Source organism: Candidatus Competibacter denitrificans Run_A_D11 (genome assembly GCF_001051235.1).
In the GTDB taxonomy this organism is placed as follows: Bacteria; Pseudomonadota; Gammaproteobacteria; order Competibacterales; family Competibacteraceae; genus Competibacter_A; species Competibacter_A denitrificans.
Map to the genome: position 1 here is coordinate 115,227 of NZ_CBTJ020000071.1, position 21,796 is coordinate 137,022.

Below are 21,796 nucleotides of genomic sequence, written 5' to 3' on the forward strand. Positions count from 1 at the left end.
ATACAACAGGGATGGTGATTCACATTAGGCATCAGAATGCCAGCGACGCCATTCAATTCTGACGGACTCTGGCCCAATGCTCCTCCAACCGCTTGACCGACACCGGCATGACGGTTTTCAATTCCTGGGCAAATTGTGAAACCCGCAATTCCTCCAACAACCAGCGAAAGCGTATCAATTCCAGATCGTACCTTTCGCCCAGGGCATTGCGTTCGGCCTGCCGTTGCCAGAGTGCTGATAGGCGTATGATGTCACTGCTGCGCTGGCGATCCTTGTCTGGCGCCTGTCGGAGCTTTTGTAACCGTAAATGGATAGCGCGCAGATAGCGCGGTAAGTGTGGTAGCCATTCCGGTGGTGTCTGGTTGATAAAACCCGGATAGATCAGGGACGCCAACTGATTGCGAATATCCTCTATCGCTTCCCCACCCAGCGAATCATTGTTCAACAAGCGCCGCACCTCCTGATAGGCGGCGAGAATTGCAGCGGCGCTCTCGCAAATCTCAACCCTCACCGCAGCCAATCGCGTTTTGCCGCGTTCTAGCAGAGTTTCGAACGCGGCCCGTTCACGCGGCAATGGTTGATCATTAAGAAATGCACGATCCAAAATCGCCGCTAACAAATCCTCGCGTAGCGCCTCTTGGACGCCCAAGCCAAGGTAATGCAGGGTCATCTGCTGCAACTTTGGCAAATCACGCGCTAATTGCTTGTAAGCCGCACCCAACCGCCAACTGAGCAAACGGCGCAAGCCAACCCGCGTTGCCGCTTCCGCTCGTACCAATGAATCCAACAGGCGCAAGGACAGCGTACCATCGGCTTCAGCGACCAAGGCCGGATAACCGCGTAGCTGAATCCCGTTACGCATGAAGCTGACGTCTTCCGCCAATTCCCCGAAATCCCAGTCCCGCAAGCGTTCCCGCTCGAATTCCGGGGTCGGCAGCGCGGCGAAGCGATGGCGAGCTTCGCCGCGCAGTTCGGCTTGAATCGTAGCCCAGTCGCGCCCGACCGCCAGCACCTGGCCATCCACATCGACCACTTGCACCCGCATCCGCAAATGTACCGGCACCGCAGCGGGGTTCCAGGCGTCTTCGGGAATTCGCACTCCGGTCATTTTCTCCAGACGTTCGGTCATCGCCTCCGTCAAACTCCGCGCACCGGGTTCGATCACCTCCAGCAAGGCTTGCACATAATTCGGCACTGGCACGAAGTTGCGCCGCACCGCTTTCGGCAAGGACTTTAACAGCGCCGCCATCCGCTCGGCTCGCAAACCCAGCACCAGCCAATCCAAACGCTTGGCATCAACCTGATTGACCGCCGCCAGCGGTACGGTCAGCGTCACCCCGTCATCGTCGGCACCGGGGCTAAAGCGATAAGTTAGCGGTAATTGCAGGCCATCGAGATCAAGATGATCGGGAAAGCGTTCAGCGTCGCTGACTGGCCCGGCTGCTGCCAGCAGCGTTGCCCGGTCCAGAAACAGCAGGCGCGGCTTCTCCCGCTCCGCCTGCTTGCGCCACGTCTCAAAGGCCGGGCCGCTGTAGATGCCTTCGGGGATGCGCTCATCATAAAAGCGATAGAGGCTTTCCTCATCCGCCGTCAGATCGCGGCGCGCGCGCGTTTCCAATTCTTCCAGTTCGGCCAGCAATTCCCGGTTGTGCTGAAAAAAAGGCGCTTTGCAATGAAAATCACCGGCGACTAAGGCGTGGCGGATAAAAATTTCTCGCGCCAGCGCCGGATCGAGCGGGCCGTAATTAACCCGCCGGTTGGCAATAAGCGGCAGCCCGTACAACGTAACCCGCTCCAGCGCCGCCACCTGGGCCGAGCGCTTTTCCCAATGCGGTTCGGCGTAGCTGCGCTTAAGCAAGTGTTCAGCCAGACCTTCCACCCATTCCGGCTCGATGCGGGCTACGGTGCGAGCGTACAGGCGGCTGGTTTCCACCAGTTCCGCCGCCGCCACCCAGCGTGGTCGTTTCTTGAACAGCCCGGAACCGGGGAACAAATAAAAATTGCGACCCCGCGCGCCGAGATAGGCGTTTTCTTCCTGCTTCAAACCAAGATGACCGAGTAAGCCCGTCAATAACCCCCGATGCAGGTTGGGGTAAGGCGCGGCTTCTTCGTTGAGCCGCATTCCCATTTCGGTGGTGAGACCGAGCAATTCGTGATGCAGGTCGTGCCATTCTCGCAGCCGCACGAAGGACAGAAACTCAGCCTGACATAGGTTACGCAATTGATTTTTGGACAGTTGCCGGGCTTGGTCGTGGTAGTACTCCCATAACTTGAGCAACGCCAGAAAATCGGAGTGCTCGTCCCGAAAGCGGCGATGCTTCTCATCCGCCGCTTGCTGACGCTCCAGCGGCCGCTCGCGCGGGTCTTGCACCGCCAGCGCCGCCACGATCACCAGCACCTCATGCAAGCAACCTTCCTGCCGCGCGGCCAACAACATCCGGCCTAAGCGCGGATCGAGCGGTAATCGGGCCAGTTGGCGACCCAGCTCGGTAATGCGCCGCTGTTCATCCACTGCCTGCAACTCGAACAGCAGCCGGAAGCCATCGCTGATCTGGCGCGAATCCGGTGGCTCGACAAAGGGAAAATCTTCCGGCCGACCCAGATTCAACGCGCTCATCTGCAAAATCACTGCCGCCAGATGGGTGCGGAGAATTTCGGGATCAGTAAAGGGCGGGCGAGCCTGATAATCGTCCTCGGCGTACAGCCGGATGCAGACGCCCGCCATCACCCGCCCACAGCGGCCAGCGCGCTGATTGGCGCTGGCCTGGGAAATCTTCTCAATCGGTAAACGCTGAATCTTGCCGCGTGGGCTGTAGCGACTGATCCGCGCCGTGCCGGGGTCGATCACGTAGCGGATGCCGGGCACGGTCAACGAGGTTTCCGCCACGTTGGTCGCCAACACGATTCGGGGCCGACCGTGCGGCTGAAACACCCGGTTCTGTTCAGCAGCCGATAAACGAGCGTACAGCGGCAGAATTTCGGTATTGGGCGGATGGTGCTTGCGCAGGCTTTCCGCCGTTTCGCGGATTTCGCGCTCACCGGACAGAAAAATCAGAATATCGCCCGGCCCGGCCTGCCAGACTTCATCCACCGCATCCAGAATCGCCTGCTGCAAATCGCGGTCGCGCTCATCCTCATCTACCGCGATCAACGGCCGATAGCGAATTTCGACCGGATAGCTGCGGCCGGACACTTCGATGATCGGCGCGTCGTTGAAATGGCGGGAAAAGCGCGTCGGGTCGATGGTCGCCGAGGTGATAATCAGCTTGAGATCGGGCCGCCGGGGCAGCAGCCGCTTCAGATAGCCCAGCAGGAAATCGATATTGAGGCTACGTTCGTGGGCTTCGTCGAGGATGATCACCTCGTACTGTTCCAGCAGGCGGTCGCCTTGGGTTTCCGCCAGCAGGATGCCGTCGGTCATCAGCTTGATGAAAGCCTGTGGCCCGGTGCGGTCGGAAAAGCGCACCTTGTAGCCGACCTGGCCACCGACCGTGGTTTTCAGTTCGGCCGCAATCCGCGCCGCTACCGAGCGGGCGGCGATCCGGCGCGGCTGGGTATGGCCGATCAAACCCGCCACACCCAGTCCCAGTGACAGGCAGATTTTCGGTAACTGGGTGGTTTTGCCGGAACCAGTCTCCCCGCAGATCACCACCACCGGATGCTCATGGATCGCGGCGGCGATAGCCCCGCGGTGGGCGCTGATCGGCAGGCTGTCATCAAACTCCGGTGCGGGCAACGCGGCGCGGCGTTCTTGCAGACGCACGATAGACGCCTCAATGTCGGCACGAAGCTGTTCCAAGCCACGATCTACTGGTTTTCCATCGCGCGCCCGCTGGTGCAAGCCGCGCAAGCGGCCAGTAAATCCGCTACGATCACGGCTTGCACAATCCATCAATCGCATTTTTAGAGCAAGGAAAAGGGGTTCCACACAATCACTCAAAATATAGATAGGCAATAATCGAAACTGAGCCAGCTTCAAATCGGCACGCATTTTTTCACTAAGCGTGTGCAAAAGCACACAAAATTTGCTTGCGGAATGGAATGCTTTACCGTACTTTCGCCACGGGCAGAGGCTGAAGACCTCACAATGCCCGACGTCGGCTCTCGGCTGCTAACGTTCCTGTAACGCACTGGCACAACCGCTCGCCCGGCAGAAAAATAGCTTGTCTTGAGGTTTTCTTAATGCCTACTGGTGCTGTGAAGTGGTTTGACGAAGCGAAAGGTTTCGGTTTCATCGCCCCGGAGGACGGTAGTAATGACGTATTCGTGCATTATTCCGTGATCGAGGGTCAGGGTTTCCGAACCTTGGCAGAAAACCAAAAAGTCGAGTTTGAGGTTAAAGTCGGTCCCAAAGGGCCACAAGCCACGATGGTCAAAAAATTCGCGGCTGCACAATAAAACAGATTCCACCCACCTAACCAGCCGAAGCCCCGCTCCGTGCGGGGCTTCGTCGTTCTGGCGGCTTCGCTATAATGCCTACCCCGCCTCACCCCGACAGAGCCGTCTCGTGATTGAAAAACTTCGTAACATCGCCATCATCGCCCACGTTGACCACGGTAAGACCACCCTGGTTGACAAACTGCTGCAACAATCCGGCACGCTCGGCGACCGAGCCGCGCCACCCGAACGGGTGATGGATTCCAACGCCCTGGAACGGGAGCGCGGCATTACCATTTTAGCCAAGAACACCGCTCTGTACTGGCGCGACTATCACATTAACATCGTCGATACGCCAGGCCATGCCGATTTCGGCGGCGAGGTCGAGCGGGTGTTGTCGATGGTGGATTCGGTGCTGCTGCTGGTCGATGCAGTAGATGGCCCGATGCCGCAAACCCGCTTTGTCACCCAGAAAGCCTTCGCGATGGGTTTTCGCCCTATCGTGGTCATTAACAAAATCGACCGACCTGGCGCCCGATCACATTGGGTGCTGGATCGCACCTTCGATCTGTTTGACCGCCTGGGCGCGACGGATGAACAACTGGATTTTCCAGTGATTTATGCCTCGGCGCTGCACGGTTATGCGGGCTTGGAGGAGACCGTGCGCGAAGGTGACATGACCCCACTGTTTGAGACCATCATCAATCATGTCAACCCGCCCGACGTCGATCCCGCCGGAACCTTTCAACTGCAAGTCAGTTCGCTGGATTACAACAGTTACGTCGGCGTCATCGGCATCGGCCGTATCCGGCGCGGTAAGATCAAGACCAATACACCGGTCACGATCCTCGACCCGAACGGCAACCGCCGCAATGGCCGCATCCTGCAAATCCTCGGCTTTCAGGGGCTGGAGCGGATTGAATTTCCCGAAGCCTCAGCGGGCGACATCATCGCCTTCACCGGTATTGATGGCTTGGGCATTTCCGATGTGGTCTGTGACCCGACGGCTGTCGATCCGCTGCCGCCGCTGAAGGTGGACGAACCCACCATGAGCATGACGTTTCAGGTCAACACCTCGCCGTTTGCTGGCCGGGAAGGAAAGTACGTCACCAGCCGTCAGGTGCGCGAGCGGCTCTATCGGGAACTGATTCACAACGTGGCGCTGCGGATCGAAGACACCGACGACCCGGATAAATTCAAAGTCTCCGGCCGGGGTGAATTGCATCTGTCGATCCTGATCGAGAACATGCGGCGCGAAGGTTATGAGCTGGCGGTGTCGCGCCCGGAGGTGATCCTGCGGCAGATGGACGGCGAAGCCTGCGAGCCTTACGAACAATTGACCGTCGATATTGAGGAACAGCATCAAGGCCCCATCATGGAAAAGCTCGGCGAACGGCGCGGTGATCTGCTGGATATGCAGCCCGATGGCAAGGGCCGGGTGCGGCTGGATTATCTGATTCCGGCGCGTGGCTTAATCGGCTTTCAAACCGAATTCCTGACCGCCACATCCGGCACTGGCTTGCTTTATCACGTTTTTGACCGTTACGGCCCGATGAAAAAAGGGGCTATCGGCGCACGGATCAACGGGGTATTGATTGCGAATTCCACCGGCAAGGTGCTCGCTTACGCGCTCTTTAACTTGCAAGAGCGTGGCCGGTTGATGGTCGGTCCCGGCGATGAGGCTTATGAAGGCATGATCGTCGGCATCCATTCCCGCGACAACGATTTGGTGGTGAACCCGCTCAAAGCCAAGCAGTTGACCAATATCCGCGCCGCTGGATCGGACGAGAACATCCTGTTGACCCCGCCGGTACGCTTGAGCCTGGAACAGGCGCTGGAATTCATCGACGACGACGAACTGGTGGAAGTGACGCCGAAATCTATCCGCCTGCGCAAGAAACTGTTACTGGAACATGAACGCAAACGAGCCTCACGCAAGGAAAATTCCTGATTTTGCCGAGTCATTCTTACTCTACAATTAGGCCCGTTTAATTTCTCTCTGGCTTGTCATGATGTTAAAGTAATAAAAGCCGTATTTACCACACACGAACCCCAACTAAGGGAATCACCATACGGCAAAAAAACTACGGGAGATTGAATCAAGATGTCAGAGCAACAACCCCCCCTTGGCAATCCGGCAGTGATCGGCCTGGCTGGCTTCGGTCTAACCACGTTGGTCCTGCAATTTCATAATGTCGGCTGGATGCCCAGCATCGGCCCGGTCGTTTGGCTTGGCCTCTTTTTCGGCGGCCTGGCCCAACTGATCGCCGGCTTGCAGGAACAAAAGACCGGAAATAACTTCGGTTATTGCGCCTTCACTTCCTATGGGGCATTCTGGATTTCCCTGTGTTTCATGCTGTTAGGTAACAAGTTCGACATTTTCAAGGCGGGTACCGAGGATGTCGGCTGGTTTCTGATCGCGTGGACCTTGTTCACCGTCATCCTCTGGGTCGGTTCACTGCGCATTCACGGGGCGATGGCCTTTACCTTTACCACGCTGCTGATCGGCTTCATCCTGCTGGATCTGGCACACTTTGGTTATCCTGGTCTGACCGTGGTCGCCGGCTATGAATTGATGATTTGCGCTTTGGCGGCTTGGTACATGCTGGCGGGCATCATTTTGAATGGCCTTTATGGCCGGGTCATTTTGCCCATGTATAAGCCGTGGGTATCCTAAAAACCAGATCATGAATCTGTTGGGTCATTTGCCACCAAATTTCTGGAGAGTTTCAAAATGCGGAAAATAATGTTCAGTTTCGTCGGCCTTGCCTTGGTTTGCAGCGCAGCGCCGACGTGGGTGGGGGCTGCCGATCCCGGCACCGCCACACCTGATGAAGTCATCACTAAAGTCCATGAAGCCGTGCAGTATCTGAAAGACAAAGGATTAGCGGGCTTCTCAGATTTCAACAACAACAAGGATTCCCGTTGGGTATGGAAAGACAGCTATGTGTTCGTCTATAGCTGTCGGGACAATGTGATGATCGCCCATCCGTTGCGGCCCGATATGGTCGGCAAGCCGATCTTGCAAATGAAGGATGACAAGGAACATTTCCTGTTCAAGGATATGTGCAAGGCTGGGGATAATGCTGACGGCGGCTGGGTTGAATACTGGTGGCCGAAACCGGGCGAAGCCAAATCTTCCCGCAAGATCTCCTATGTCCACAGCGCGGAAGTTTCTTTCAAACCTGACATTCAAGTCGGGTCTGGGATTTACGACGACAAAATGAGCGTTGAGGATCTGAACAAGCTCGCCATCCAGGCCAAACAGCCGAAAAAAGACGCGCCCTAAGCACGTACACCGCGATTCATGTGCCGCCGGACAAAAACCGCCTTTGATGGCGGTTTTTCGCTAGCGATGCTCCCCTTTCCTTTCCCTGCAACCGGCAGATGCTTCTATTGGTCCTCTCCCCGCTTCGGCGAACTGGGCAGCACATTGGCATCCAGTGGCGAAATAACGACTTGGTAGGGCCGACCGACCGGCGGCTTGTCGGTGACATGTTCCCGCCCATAGGCATCTTGCCAGCGATAAAGCGGTTTGTTCTGCCCCGGAGGCTCCGCAGTCGGTAGCCAACCACGGACCCAGGCCGGGGCGGCACGGGGTGTGGTATACCAATACAAACCCAATCCGCCCACTAATCCCAGTCCAATGATCACCCAAATCGGCACCTCGCCACGTTGCCGCCATCGCTTGGTAGATCGGCCCGCAGCGGCTACCCATGACTTTTCCGACGCCATCACGTTCTCCTCAATGGATTCAACGCCAATCGCCCCGCATCGCCACGACCTGCTCGCGCAGAACCGCAGAGGTTGCCTGCTCCGGCAGTATCGCTTCGCCGACCACCAGCTCGATTCGTGACCAAAATCGGCGCGGAAAACCGCTCATCGCTTTCCCGTAGCGGCGGCTGAAGAAACTGCCCCACAAACCACGCAAGGCCATCGGTACCACCGGAACGGGTGTCTGTTTAAGGATGCGCTCGATACCGGACTTGAAAGGCCCGATCTCGCCGTCCGGCGTCAAGCGCCCTTCTGGAAAGATACCCACCACTTCACCGTCTCGCAGATAGTCGGCGACTCGCTGGTAAGCACGTTGCAGGATTTCCGGATTTTCGCGCGCCGAAGCGATGGGAATGGCACCTGCGGTGCGGAAGACAAAGTTCAATAGCGGGTTCTTGAAAATTTGATAATCCATGACAAAACGAATCGGGCGCCGACAACAGCCGCTCACTACCAATGCATCCATCAGACTGACATGATTGCATACCACCAGCGCCGGCCCTTGCTCTGGAATCCGGTCCAGCCCTTCAGTCCGCAACCGATAAACCACATTGACCAAAATCCACACCATAAAGCGCATCAGGAATTCGGGGACCAACGTGAAGATATAGATCGCGACCGCTGCGTTGAAAATTGCCATCACCAGCAACAATTGCGGAATGGTTAAGCCCTGATGGAGCATCACCACAGCAATGAGCGCCGCCGCCACCATAAAAATAGCGTTAAGGATATTGTTGCCGGCGATCACACGAGAAAGCTGGGTCGGTTCGCTGCGCTGTTGCACCAGGGCGTAGAGCGGCACGATATAGATACCCCCGAAAATACCGATCAGCACGATATCCAGCAGCACTCGCCAACTGCCCGGCTGCATCAAAAATGCCCCGACATCCAACAAAGCGCTGCTCGGCACAGGAGACGACGGTGTGGCGAAGAAGAGATCAATCCCAAACACCGTCAGGCCAATAGAACCAAAAGGTACCAAACCGATTTCCACCATCCGTCCCGATAAGCGCTCGCACAACAGCGAACCGATACCGATACCGACGGCGAAGAGCGTCAATAGCAACGTCACGACATGCTCACTACCACCCAGGGTCAACTTGGTAAAATTCGGCAGTTGCGCCAGATAAACACTGCCCAAAAACCAAAACCAGGAAATTCCCAATACGGACTGAAATACGGTGAAATTCTGGCGGGTCAATTGCAAGATCCGCCAGGTTTCGGTCACGGGATTCCAGTTGATTTTTAAATTCGGTGCTGCCGGCGGGGCCTGTGGAATCGTCAAACTGCTCAGAAACCCACAGACAGCGATCAGGATCACTGCGACCGACACCCAGAGAGGCCCGTTCCGCCAAGCAATCAGAATCCCGCCCAGCATGGTGCCGAGCAGGATTGCCATATTGGTACCCATCTCGATCCAGGCATTACCGCCCACCAGCTCCTGGGGTTTGAGATGTTGCGGCAAAATGCTGTATTTCACTGGGCCGAACAGCGTGGAATGAAAACCCATCATAAACAGCATCGCCAGCAACAAGGCCACGCTATTGAGTAGAAAACCCGCCGCCGCGCCACACATGATGCCAATTTCGAGGGCCTTGACCCAGCGGATATAACGCGATTTCTCATACTTGTCAGACAGTTGACCCGCGGTCGCCGAGAAGAGAAAGAACGGTAAGACAAACAACCCAGAGCACAGATTGATTAACAGGTTGGCTCGGGCCGAGTCCGTAGCGGCCACCTGGAACGCGATCAAAATAATTAGGGCGTTTTTGAAAACGTTATCGTTGAACGCGCCGAGAAATTGGGTAATGAAGAACGGCAGGAACCGCCGTTCTTTCATCAGCGTGAATTCATTGTCGTGAGCCATCCGGTGTGATACTCCAAGGCTGGGAGAACCCGGTTAAGTGTAGGTGATACAGCTACCTGAACTCGTGCTACTGAACTCGCGATAAACGTATTTCTACCGGTTCAATATTGAATGGAACTGGCTTATGCTGAGGTTTGCGGCGTTTTTGAGACCGTGCTACCAGTCGATGTACAGGTCTGTTCAACCCACCTTGAAGTAAGCGGCCCGCTCCGGCAAGTCGATCCCATTCAGCCGCACCGTAAGTACATGATCCAGTAGCACGCTGTCGGCCACTTTGACCCGTGCCTCCAGCGCCAACGCCGGCAGCAATACGGTGGAACGCGGTAGTCGTTTCTCGACTAGCACCCCCTCACCTCGCCAATCGGGGTGCTGGTGTAGGTAAACCAATGTCCAATGTTCACGGGATAAGCGTTCCGCCCGCCGTACCGCCAACGCCGCCGTTTCCGAGACAGCAATCCGTTCAATGATCGCTTGACCACTCAACGTGGCACTACCCACCGCCAACGCCCGCAATTGCTGATGTGCTACCAGATCCAGATAGCGGCGTAGCGGGCTGGTCACTTGGGTGTAAATTTCCAATCCCAACCCGTTATGGGGACTCGGTTGGCTGCTATGCTGGCGCGGCCGCAGGGTGCGCCGCAACGCATACATTGCCGCCAAACCCGTCGATGCCGGATCAGGCGTCGAGGTTGCTTCTTGCGTAGTGTAGGGAAACGGCAACGACCGCTCGCGCGCAAAGCGGGCCGCTGCCTCACCGGCCATCAGCATGGCCTCAGCCACCAACGTGCGACTGCGCAACCGCGCCAGCGGTTCAATGGCGACCCGCCCATCGGCTACCGCCATTTTGATCTCCGGCAAGTCGATAAAAACGGCACCATTCGCTCGCCGACGAGCCTGATGTCGTTCGGCCAATGCGTAAAGCGCACAAAACGGCTCTTCAGCCAGGCGCTGATCGACCTCGGCGTAGCTCAATCGTTGCACCCGTACCCAACTGGGCACGATGTCGAGGCCCGTTACCTGGCCGCTCGCATCCAACTGCAAGCCAAACGACAGCGCCGGCGAAACGTCCGCCAAGCCTAAGCCCAGCCGGTCAACCGCAGCCGTCGGCAACATCGGGATCGTTTGCTCTGGCAGATACAGTGTCGCGCCGCGCGCGCGTGCCTCCAGATCGGCGGGAGAATCCGGTTGCACCAAGGCGGCAACATCGGCGACATGCACCCACAGCCGGTCGCCATCCAGGCTCAGCGCATCATCAGGATCGAGATTGCCTTCATCATCAATGGCAAACGCTGGCAAACCAGTCAAGTCACGGCGTGGTTCATCGGGTAACGCAGGCAATTCCGCCGCTGCCGGCACCATCGGCACCCCGATTCGATATGGATAGGGATTCATCCCGCTATCCCAATACCGCAGTTTGAGCAACGCAGCGTGCGCGTTTTGTGGATTTTGCTCCCAATCGAGCGCCTGAAGCACTCGGCTTTGCTCGCGTTGGCCCCAGGCAACCTCTTCGATCTCTCGCAGATATGGCGCATCTTCCGGCGCGCACTGGCCTAACCGTGCCCGCTGTAAAAACCCAGCCCATGCGCGCCGCTCAGTTTCTTTCGCCGCCCGCGCCGCCTGCTCTGGCACCACTTCCGTCAGCGGGCGGACATCAATGGCATCCAATGGCCCCCGAAAATACAAATCTTCATCCACCAACTGCCAAGCGGCCCACGCAGTTCCTGGGGTATAGGCACCATAGACCAGCTCCGCCAGTTCGGGTAGGGTGGTCTGGCTACCGGCCAGCAGCTCGCAAGCCGCTTCGATCTCGCCGGGGGGAGCTACCAACTCGCGCAGATCAGCCAGCGGACCCGGATGCAGCAATACCACGTCCTTGGGACGGACCCGCAGCGACCGCCCATCAATTAACACGATCTCCAATTTGTCGCCGATTGCGGTGACACGGGCGGGGCCACTTTTGTAAAGCACCAAGCTGTTGTGCGCTATGTTCATCTCGACTCGTGGCAACCGGGAATGGGCGGTGCGGCTCAACGCGAAAATATCGGCGCACCGCTGCTAAAACGACTAAAAACCCTATTATAATTGTCAGACCTGATACCGGTGGTTCGTGACTTTATCACAACCCGATCCAAAGTCCATAAAAATGAGAATAATCAAGGAATTGGATAAAAAATTACACTGGCAACCACACAACTTGCCTCCCAAGCGACCTGATTTACCGCGTTCGCGCCGCACGCTCACTGTGGGCGTCCCTCCCTATCCCCCCTCAGCAGCCGGTTCTCCTGGCTCCGAGGCCCTGTTGCCCAGGCTTTTGGTGCCGTTGGTCCGCCACCGGCACCTGCTTCACTAAGGAGAGAGTGTTTATGCATGACATCATCAACCAATTAGAACAAAAACGCGCGGCTGCCCGTCTCGGCGGAGGGCAACGCCGCATTGATGCGCAGCACAAGCGGGGTAAACTCAGCGCCCGCGAGCGCATTGAAGTGTTGCTTGATCCGGACAGCTTCGAAGAATGGGATATGTTCGTCGAACACCGCTGCAACGACTTTGGCATGGGTGACACCACAATTCCAGGCGATGGCGTGGTGACCGGCTACGGCACTGTCAACGGTCGGCTCGTGTTCGTGTTCAGCCAGGATTTCACCGTGTTCGGTGGCTCGCTGTCGGAAGCGCACGCTGAAAAGATGTGCAAGATCATGGATCATGCCATCAAAGTCGGTGCGCCGGTGATCGGCTTGAACGATTCCGGCGGCGCGCGCATTCAGGAAGGCGTTGCCTCCCTGGCCGGTTACGCCAACGTCTTTCAGCGCAACGTGATGGCCTCCGGGGTCATTCCGCAGATTTCCGTCATCATGGGACCATGCGCTGGCGGCGCGGTCTATTCACCGGCGATGACCGATTTCATCTTCATGGTCAAAGACACCTCCTACATGTTCGTGACCGGCCCAGATGTGGTCAAGACCGTCACCCATGAAGAAGTGACTGCCGAGGAGCTGGGTGGCGCCATCACTCATTCCACTCGATCCGGCGTCTGCGACCGGGCCTTCGAGAACGATATCGAAGCGCTGCTGATGCTGCGCCGATTCATCAACTTCCTGCCGCCGAACAACAAGGAAAAACCCCCGTTCCGGCCTACGCCAGACCCGGCGGATCGGCAAGATTATTCGCTGGATACGCTGATTCCCGATAATCCCAACAAGCCCTACGACATGAAGGAACTGATCCTGAAGGTCGTGGACGATGTGGATTTCTTCGAGGTCCAGCCGGAAAACGCCAAAAATATCATCACCGGCTTCGCCCGGATGGATGGCTGGCCGGTCGGCATCGTCGCCAATCAGCCCATGGTGCTGGCGGGTTGCCTGGATATTAAATCCTCGATCAAAGCAGCGCGGTTTGTGCGCTTCTGTGATGCGTTCAACATCCCGATCATCACCTTCGTCGATGTGCCCGGCTTTATGCCCGGCACCGCGCAAGAGTACGGCGGCATCATCAAGCATGGTGCGAAGTTGCTGTATGCCTTCGCTGAGTGCACCGTGCCCAAAGTCACCGTGATTACCCGCAAAGCCTACGGCGGTGCCTACGATGTGATGAGTTCGGCCCACCTGCGCGGCGATGTCAACTTTGCCTGGCCGTCTGCTGAAATCGCGGTGATGGGACCCAAAGGCGCGGTGGAAATCATCTTCCGTCAAGACATCGGCGACGCGGCCAAGATCGCTGAGCGCACCGAGGAATACCGCAAAAAATTCGCCAACCCGTTCATCGCCGGCCATCGCGGCTTTATCGATGACGTGATCATGCCCCACGGCACCCGCAAGCGCATCTGCCGCTCTCTGGCGATGTTGCGCGATAAGGAACTCGAAAATCCGTGGCGCAAGCACGGCAACATTCCGCTGTAAGGGGCTGACGCATGTTTAAGAAAATTCTCATTGCCAATCGTGGCGAAATCGCCTGCCGCGTCATCAAAACCGCCCGAAAAATGGGCATCAAAACGGTCGCGGTCTATTCCGAAGCGGATAAGGACGCTTTACACGTTGAAATGGCTGACGAAGCCGTCTTGATCGGCCCGCCACCCACAGCGCAAAGCTATCTGCTGATCGACCGCATCCTGCAAGCCTGCAAAGATACCGGGGCGGAAGCGGTGCATCCCGGTTATGGGTTCTTGTCGGAGCGGCCAGCTTTCTGCGAAGCGCTGGAAAAGGAAGGGATCGTCTTCATCGGCCCGAAGGTGAAAGCCATCAATGCGATGGGCGACAAGATCACCTCCAAGATTCTGGCCAAGGAAGCCGGGGTCAGCACCGTACCCGGCTATACCGATATTATCAGGGATGGCGACCATGCCCTGGAGATCGCCCGCAGCATCGGCTATCCGGTGATGCTCAAAGCGAGCGCTGGTGGTGGCGGCAAGGGGATGCGCGTCGCCTGGAATGACGATGAATGCGTGGACGGCTTCGAGCGCGCCACCAATGAAGCCCGCTCCTCCTTTGGCGACGACCGCGTATTCGTCGAGAAATACATCGAGGAGCCGCGCCATATTGAAATTCAGGTGTTGGGCGACAGTCACGGTAACATCCTCTATCTGGGCGAACGGGAATGCTCGCTGCAACGCCGTCATCAGAAGGTTATCGAAGAAGCACCCTCCCCGTTCCTGGATGAAAAAACCCGCAAAGCGATGGGTGAACAGGCGGTGGCGCTGGCTCGCGCGGTGGATTACCAATCTGCTGGCACGGTTGAATTTATCGTTGACTCCAAGCGCAATTTCTACTTCCTGGAGATGAATACCCGCTTACAGGTCGAACACCCGGTCACTGAATACATCACCGGCCTGGATCTGGTGGAGCAGATGATCCGGGTCGCTGCGGGGGAAAAGCTGAGCTTCACCCAAGAAGAAGTCAAGCTGAAGGGCTGGGCGATTGAAGCGCGTGTCTACGCCGAAGACCCGTTCCGCAACTTCCTGCCCTCCATCGGTCGGCTGGTCAAGTACATGCCACCGGAAGAAAGCGACGTGGTGCGGGTGGATACCGGCATCTACGAAGGCGGCGAAGTGTCGATGTATTACGACCCGATGATCGCCAAGCTGATCACCTACGGCGCGACCCGCGACCGCGCCATCTCGCACATGCGGGATGCGCTCAATAAATTCTTCATCCGTGGCGTCCAGCACAACATCAGCTTCCTGGCGGCCCTGATGGTGCATACCCGTTTTATGACCGGGCGAATCAGCACCAATATGATCGCCGAGGAATACCCGAACGGCTTCCACGCCACCGACGTTCCGCATGATGATCCGGCGCTGCTGCTCTCGGTGGCGGCGTTCATCCATCGCCGTTATATGGACCGCGCCGCGCAGACCAGTGGCCAGTTGAAAGGCCATGAGCGTAAGGTCAATAACGACTGGGTGGTGCTGATGAATGGCCGGCAACATCCGGTGCATGTCGATCCCGCGCCAGGCGGCTACGATGTGGTCTACATGGATGAAACCTATCAGGTGCGCAGCGAATGGCAGTTCGGCTACCCGCTGTTCAAGGGCACCCTGAACGGCACCGATATCTGCATCCAGGTGGAACGCCGCGATATGATCTATCGGCTGTTCCACTGGGGTTCACAGGCGGATGTGATGGTGCTATCGCAGCGTCTGGCCGATTTGCAGGCGCTGATGCCGGAGAAGGCACCACCGGATCTGTCCAAATTCCTGCTGTCGCCCATGCCAGGGCTGCTGACCAAGGTTGCGGTGCAGGTGGGCCAGGAGGTCAAGGGCGGCGAGGAACTGGCGGTCATCGAAGCCATGAAGATGGAGAACGTGCTGCGCGCCGATCAGGACGCCAAGGTGGCCAAGATCATGGCAGCGCCCGGCGATAGCCTGGCAGTCGATCAGGCCATCATTGAGTTTGAGTGACTTAAAATGAAAAGGGGCGGTTTCCCGCCCCCTGATCTCACTCGAACCGGCTGGGTGAAAACAGCCGGTTTTTGTTTCACCCTACTTTTTTTCACTCCGCCCGACTCATGGCTTCCGGCTGAGCGAATCCTTCAACTTGTCCACCCAGAGGATCTTTTGGGTAATTCCGAGCGGATGCCCTGTGCCATAAAATGCGGCGCATAGGCTTTGTCCACATCCATGATGTGCTTGGTCAACCAGACTTTGAGAAAATGAGCCAGTTCGAAACTGATTGAGGCTTACCGGTTTCCAGCTTTTCCCGCAACTCGTCCAATTGCTTGATCAGCTTGTCGTGTTCCTTCTTGTGCGGCTCGTAATGAGGATAATGCAAGATCCGCATCAGGCTCTCTTCGACCGCAAAATGGACCCGGGTGTACTCTTCCAGTTTTATCACGATACTCCGCGTCGCCTCCGTGCCATGGTGATGCTGGATTGCATCGTGGATCTGGTTCAATAAATCGACGAGCACCTAGTGTTGAGCATCGATCTCCTCAATGCCCATACTCAATTGATTTGACCACTCCACAAATTTACTCATAACCCGATCCTCTAAAAAAACGGCCACCATCACGAGCATGGCGGCCGTTTTGCCAGTTAAAAACTCACGGTCAAGCTTTATTTGATGAGGCGCATCCTGACATAAGAGCCAGGGGCATCCTCAATCACCGGCAATTTACCGGTACCTGGTACCCGAGCTGGCACCTTCTCACCTGAGAGCTTAGCCAGCCACTTGCTCCAATCCGGCCACCAGGAACCCTCGGTCTGCTTGGCTTCCTTCAGCCACTCTTCCGCATCGGCGGGGTGCTTAGCATTGGTCCAGTAGAAATACTTGTTGGCCGATGGCGGGTTCATCGGACCGGCGATATGGCCGGAACCTGCCAGGACGAACTTGACCGGGCCGCTGAACAAGCGGCTGCCCATGTAATTGGAAGCCCACGGCGAGATATGATCTTCAATACCGGAGAGGAAATAGGCCGGCACTTTCACCTGGGTCATGTCAATCGGCGTGCCCAACAACGAGATCCCACCGGCATCCTTCAGCAGATTCTTCTGATAGAAGTTGCGCAGATAGAAGCTGTGCATCTTCACTGGCATCCGGGTCGAATCCGAGTTCCAGTACAAAAGATCGAAGGGGAACGGATCTTTGCCCAGCAGGTAATTGTTGATGAAGAACGACCACATCAGATCGTTAGCACGCAACATGCTGAAGGTGCTCGCCATTTCCGAACCTTCCATGTAACCCTTAGCCGCCATGCGTTTTTCCAGCGAGGCGATGGTCTCTTCATCGACGAACACGCCCAACTCACCCGGCTGGGAGAAATCGATCATGGTGGTCAAATAGCTGCCGGAGCTGATGCGTGGAGTACCTTTGGCCGCCAGATAGGCGTTGGTGATAGCCAACAACGTACCGCCCAAGCAGTAACCGAGCGCATTGACTTCCGACTCGCCGGTCGCCTGCTCGATGGCATCCAGTGCCGCCAGGGGTCCATCGCGCAGATAGGTTTCGAATTCCCAGTCGGCCATCTTCTCATCTGGGTTGATCCAGGACATCAAAAACACCGTAAAGCCCTGATCGACAATCCATTTCACAAACGAATTCTTCGGCCGCAGATCCATGATGTAAAACTTGTTGATCCAGGGCGGGAAAATCAAAAACGGTTTCTTGTGGACGTCGGGGGTGCTGGCTTCGTATTGAAGGAGCTGGATCATCCCATTCTGGAAGATGACCTTGCCGGGGGTGATGGCAATGTTCTTGCCCAGCTCGAAGGCATTGAGGTCAGTCATCCGAATATTCAGCTTGCCTTTGCCACGCTCGAGATCGTCGAGCATGTTCTTCAAGCCATTGATCAGATTCTGGCCACCCGATTCGATGGTCGTACGCAGCACTTCGGGATTGGTCAACGCAAAATTGGTCGGTGACATCGCATCGACAAACTGACGAGTATAAAACTCAACCTTCTTCTTGGTTTTGTCATCAAGCCCTTCCACGTCGCCCACGATGTCCTGAATCCAGTTGGCGGCCATCAGGTAGGACTGCTTGATGTACGAAAACAGCACGTTGTCTTTCCAATCATCGTGCTTAAAGCGCTTGTCGCCTTTCGGTTCGCGCACCACGGCGTCCAGTGGCTGGCCACTGAGCATTGCGGGAACGGCTTTCTGCCACAAATCCAGATAGTTCTGCCAAAGATTGGCCTGCGCTTGGGCCAGTTTGGCGGGATCGGCCAGCATCTTCTGGGTCAGTTCCATAAAGGACTTACCCAAGCTGAGCTGATCTTGCAAATCAAACGCGCCATCGTTTTTCTGGCGGTTCAAGAATTCCTTGACGATAACCTGGCTTTTCTCGGCGATGTGAGAAAACAGATCGGCCATCTCTTTGGGATCAGGCATTTTTAGTTCGGGCAGCTTGAGATCGGTGCTACTTTTTTGCTCGGCCATGCATCACTCCTCGCATTGTTATGGTGGTTTGTCGATAGATTAACCATTTTACCCGCATTGCATCCACAGGGACAGCAGATGCACAACCAACAGCAAAAAACGGACAAACCATGGCGGCTATAATACCGCATGGCTTGCCCGGAAATTGCAGCTTAGCGCGTTTTTACTTGTTGGCGACCAGCGCCTTCAGTTCCTGCAAGCTTTCAGAAACACGCTTGTTGATAATCGCAAACGCTTCGGTGTTGGACTTACTGACGATTTCAGCGAGTTCACGGGCATTCGCCAGGGCCTGTTCAAACGCCTTACGCGCAACTTCCGCTTGCTTGCTGGTCAGCTCTTGCGGGTTATTGCTCGCACTGGCAAGCTGCTGAGCAATAGTAGAAATCTCGCTGACCGCTTGGCTGAGGATTTCAGCCTGCCGTTGCGCAACGGCTTGCATCCCTTGAACGGCCGCTTGATTAGCAGCATTCAGCGCTTCGATATTTTTACGCTGTGCATCCATCGCCGCTTTCATGTCAAAACCAGGAATTTTGACATCGCTGAACAGCTTGGTCATATCAAATTTGCCCAGATCGACATTGGCAAATGGGTTGAAAGGATTGTTCGTTGACATTACGTATTCTCCACGTTAACAAACTAAGATAACCACTGATTGTGCATCGCAACATTGATGGGTTTATTGTGCATCCTTCTCTCGTGCGAGTCAACAGTTATTTTGCAGTGCAACAATTTTTTAAGGCCACCATTAGGCCTTTTCCAATGTCTTGAAAGCGATCTCGTAGACATCGGGCGACAATTGGGGAGAGGCTAGAATTCGTTCCAATTGGCCACGCATCTTGTCCTGACGTACTGTATCAAATCGGCGCCAGCGGCTTAGAGCCGTCATTAATCGCGCGGCGATTTGAGGATTGAGCACATTCAACGCCAAGACTTGATCGGCAAAGAAAGTATAGCCCTCCCCGTCCGCTGCATGAAAATGCAGTGGATTCGCCTGACAAAAGGCGCCGATCAGTGCTCGGACCTTATTGGGGTTGCGTAAGCTAAAGGCCTCGTGTGCCATCAAATCTTTTACCGCCGCCAACGTTCCAGGTCGACTAGCAGTCGCCTGTAAACTCAACCATTTATCGACAACCAAGGCATCACCCTGCCAACGCTGATAAAAAGCAGCTAGCGCCTCGCCCCGCTCCGGGCCGGTCGAATCGGCCAGCGCAGTTAAGGCGCCGAACTGGTCGGTCATATTATCGGCGGCGCGGAACTGTTCAAGACACAATGTCCGTGCGGCCGCATCATCAATCCGCATCAAATAGTCCAGGCACACGTTTTTCAAGGCCCGGCGAGCCATGGCAGCGACATCCAGCCGATAAGCGCCCCGGTCCTGATCGTGCAGGGTGCGGTAGGTCGTCAACAACGATTGGTGCAACCGCTCGGCCAGCACCCGCCGCATGAACGTGCGCGCGGCGTGGATCGCTTCCACATCCACCACCGCCATCTGCTCCGCCAAATAGGCTTCGCCCGGTAAGGTCAAAGCCTGCGCCACCAAGGCTGGATCAGCGCCAGAATCCAACATCTGCCCAAAGGCAGCGCTGAAGGATTGTGGGAGCACCCAGGTACGATTTTGGTGGCGATCTTCGATCAAGGCCAACATCATGCGAATCGCTAAGGTCTGGCCAGCATCCCAACGATTGAAATCGTCGCTATCGTGGGCTAACCGGAACCGCAAATCCTCATCACTCTCAGCGATGACCAGCTTGACTGGCGCGGAGAACCCGCGCAGCAGAGAGGGTATCGGTCGGACCGGCACGCCGACGAAGTGAAAAATGTGGGTCGGATCGCGCAGTTCCAAAACGCGAGTCGTAGCGCCCGGCATGATTTCACCTGCCAGTTGCAGCGGTAAATCATGCCCATCAGCATCCAATAAACCGAGCGCCAGCGGGATATGAAAGGGTTTTTTGTCTGGCTGCTCCGGTGACGGACACGATTGGCACACCGTGAGGGTGTATTCGCCCAAAGCAGCATCGTAAGCATCGCTCACCCGCAATTCGGGGGTACCGGCTTGCGAGTACCAGTGTTGGAATTGGGCTAAATCCGCCTGATTGGCATCGGCCATCGCGGCGACAAAATCATCACAAGTTACCGCTTGCCCATCGTGGCGCTGGAAGTAAAGATCCATACCGCGCCGGAAGCCTTCCCGGCCCAGCAGCGTCTGGAGCATCCGCACCACCTCGGCGCCTTTGTTGTATACAGTGACGGTATAGAAATTATTGATTTCGATGTAAGAATCTGGGCGCACCGGATGCGCCATCGGCCCGGCGTCCTGCGGGAACTGGCTAGCACGCAAGATCCTGACATCTTCGATCCGCTCGACGCCACGCGAACCGAGATCGGCGGAAAACTCCTGGTCGCGGAACACGGTCAGCCCTTCCTTGAGGCTGAGTTGGAACCAATCGCGGCAGGTCACCCGGTTACCGGTCCAATTATGGAAATACTCGTGGCCGATGACGGCCAAAATACCTTGGTAATCAGCATCGGTAGCCGTTTCCGGCTTGGCGAGGACATACTTGGTATTAAAGATATTGAGGCCCTTGTTCTCCATCGCCCCCATATTGAAATCACCGACCGCGACGATCTGATATAAATCAAGATCGTATTCCAGGCCGAAACGCTGCTCGTCCCAGCGCAGTGCCTGCTTCAACGCCGCCATCGCATGACCGCATTGATCCAGATGCTGAGACTCGGCGTAAATTTTCAGATCGATTTTTCGCCTGGAACGGGTAATAAAAACATCCTCAAGCACACCCAATTGGCCAGCGACCAAGGCAAACAGATAGCAAGGCTTGGGAAACGGATCATGCCAGGTCGCCCAATGGCGGCCATCCTCCCATTCGCCGCCACTCACACGATTTCCGTTGGAGAGCAGTACCGGATAACGGGTCCGTTCTGCGATCAGCGTCGTGGTAAAAACGCTCATCACATCCGGGCGATCCAGGAAATAGGTGATTTTGCGAAACCCCTCCGCCTCACATTGGGTGCAAAAAAGACCGCTGGAGCGGTACAAGCCTTCTAGGGTCGTATTGTCTTGCGGCCGAATTCGCACGAGCGTGGCGATCTCACAAGACTGCGGCAGATCAAGTAAGGTCAGCCCCTGCTCATCCAGCCGATACTGATCCGGCGACAGCGTTGCCCCATCCACAGTCAACATGAGCAATTCAAGCCCTTGTCCATTGAGCAGCAACGGCGTGCTCGGTCGCATGGCCGCAGCCCGAACCACCCGCAGCCGTGCATGAACGAGGGTAAATTCCTCAGCCAGCTCGAAGCGCAAATCGACCACCGGAATGCTATAGGCGGGCGGCGTGTAGTCTTTCCGATAGGTAGTCTTTGGCGTTTTGGGCAGCATTGCGTATAGTTTCTTG

The 21,796-nt window shown here is 56.4% G+C and carries 14 protein-coding genes; 6 read left to right on the plus strand and 8 right to left on the minus strand.

The features are described from left to right. Positions 1–52 precede the first annotated feature (52 nt). Positions 53–3,928 carry an ATP-dependent RNA helicase HrpA gene (gene hrpA / locus BN873_RS13725; protein WP_242434439.1) on the minus strand — a complete coding sequence of 1,292 codons (3,876 nt, stop codon included), beginning with the start codon at positions 3,926–3,928 and terminating at the stop codon, positions 53–55. 254 nt (positions 3,929–4,182) lie between these two features. On the opposite strand from hrpA, the gene BN873_RS13730 reads away from it, so the two are divergent. The 4 genes from BN873_RS13730 (at position 4,183) to BN873_RS13745 (ending at position 7,666) form a co-directional block, all read left to right on the plus strand. Beyond that, positions 4,183–4,398, plus strand: coding sequence for a cold-shock protein (locus tag BN873_RS13730; protein WP_048674650.1), 216 nt, complete (start codon positions 4,183–4,185; stop codon positions 4,396–4,398). Positions 4,399–4,507: 109 nt separating this feature from the next. Then, positions 4,508–6,328 carry a translational GTPase TypA gene (typA, locus tag BN873_RS13735; RefSeq protein ID WP_048674652.1) on the plus strand — a complete coding sequence of 607 codons (1,821 nt, stop codon included), beginning with the start codon at positions 4,508–4,510 and terminating at the stop codon, positions 6,326–6,328. A gap of 153 nt (positions 6,329–6,481) precedes the next feature. Next, positions 6,482–7,054, plus strand: a complete 573-nt coding sequence (locus BN873_RS13740) for an acetate uptake transporter (protein WP_048674655.1) — start codon at positions 6,482–6,484, stop codon at positions 7,052–7,054. Between the two features lie 57 nt (positions 7,055–7,111). After that, positions 7,112–7,666 carry a cache domain-containing protein gene (locus BN873_RS13745; protein ID WP_048674658.1) on the plus strand — a complete coding sequence of 185 codons (555 nt, stop codon included), beginning with the start codon at positions 7,112–7,114 and terminating at the stop codon, positions 7,664–7,666. 104 nt (positions 7,667–7,770) lie between these two features. Here BN873_RS13745 and BN873_RS13750 read toward each other — a convergent pair whose 3' ends face one another. From BN873_RS13750 to BN873_RS13760, 3 genes are all read right to left on the minus strand, one after another. Further along, a complete protein-coding gene (locus tag BN873_RS13750; protein ID WP_048674661.1) occupies positions 7,771–8,112 on the minus strand; it encodes a DUF4124 domain-containing protein in 342 nt (113 codons plus the stop codon). A 19-nt stretch (positions 8,113–8,131) separates the two neighbouring features. Then, complete coding sequence (locus BN873_RS13755) at positions 8,132–10,018, minus strand: MFS transporter (RefSeq protein ID WP_048674663.1); 1,887 nt, start codon at positions 10,016–10,018, stop codon at positions 8,132–8,134. Positions 10,019–10,198: 180 nt separating this feature from the next. After that, the gene (locus BN873_RS13760) at positions 10,199–12,010 is read right to left on the minus strand and encodes an RNB domain-containing ribonuclease (RefSeq protein WP_048674665.1); all 1,812 of its coding nucleotides are present in this window, start codon (positions 12,008–12,010) and stop codon (positions 10,199–10,201) included. A gap of 371 nt (positions 12,011–12,381) precedes the next feature. On the opposite strand from BN873_RS13760, the gene BN873_RS13765 reads away from it, so the two are divergent. Further along, positions 12,382–13,914: an acyl-CoA carboxylase subunit beta gene (locus tag BN873_RS13765; RefSeq protein ID WP_048674668.1), complete on the plus strand. Its 1,533-nt coding sequence runs from the start codon at positions 12,382–12,384 to the stop codon at positions 13,912–13,914. Positions 13,915–13,925: 11 nt separating this feature from the next. Continuing rightward, the gene (locus tag BN873_RS13770) at positions 13,926–15,911 is read left to right on the plus strand and encodes an acetyl-CoA carboxylase biotin carboxylase subunit (RefSeq protein ID WP_048674671.1); all 1,986 of its coding nucleotides are present in this window, start codon (positions 13,926–13,928) and stop codon (positions 15,909–15,911) included. 232 nt (positions 15,912–16,143) lie between these two features. On the opposite strand, the gene BN873_RS21005 is transcribed toward BN873_RS13770, so the two are convergent. From BN873_RS21005 to pepN, 4 genes are all read right to left on the minus strand, one after another. Next, complete coding sequence (locus BN873_RS21005) at positions 16,144–16,419, minus strand: hemerythrin domain-containing protein (RefSeq protein ID WP_242434440.1); 276 nt, start codon at positions 16,417–16,419, stop codon at positions 16,144–16,146. 146 nt (positions 16,420–16,565) lie between these two features. Next, positions 16,566–18,386 (minus strand): PHA/PHB synthase family protein, encoded by a 1,821-nt coding sequence (locus BN873_RS13780; RefSeq protein ID WP_048674677.1) that lies wholly within the window; start codon positions 18,384–18,386, stop codon positions 16,566–16,568. 163 nt (positions 18,387–18,549) lie between these two features. Beyond that, a complete protein-coding gene (locus tag BN873_RS13785) occupies positions 18,550–18,942 on the minus strand; it encodes a phasin family protein (protein WP_242434441.1) in 393 nt (130 codons plus the stop codon). A gap of 189 nt (positions 18,943–19,131) precedes the next feature. Next, positions 19,132–21,780: an aminopeptidase N gene (gene pepN, locus BN873_RS13790; RefSeq protein ID WP_048674683.1), complete on the minus strand. Its 2,649-nt coding sequence runs from the start codon at positions 21,778–21,780 to the stop codon at positions 19,132–19,134. Positions 21,781–21,796: the final 16 nt, after the last annotated feature.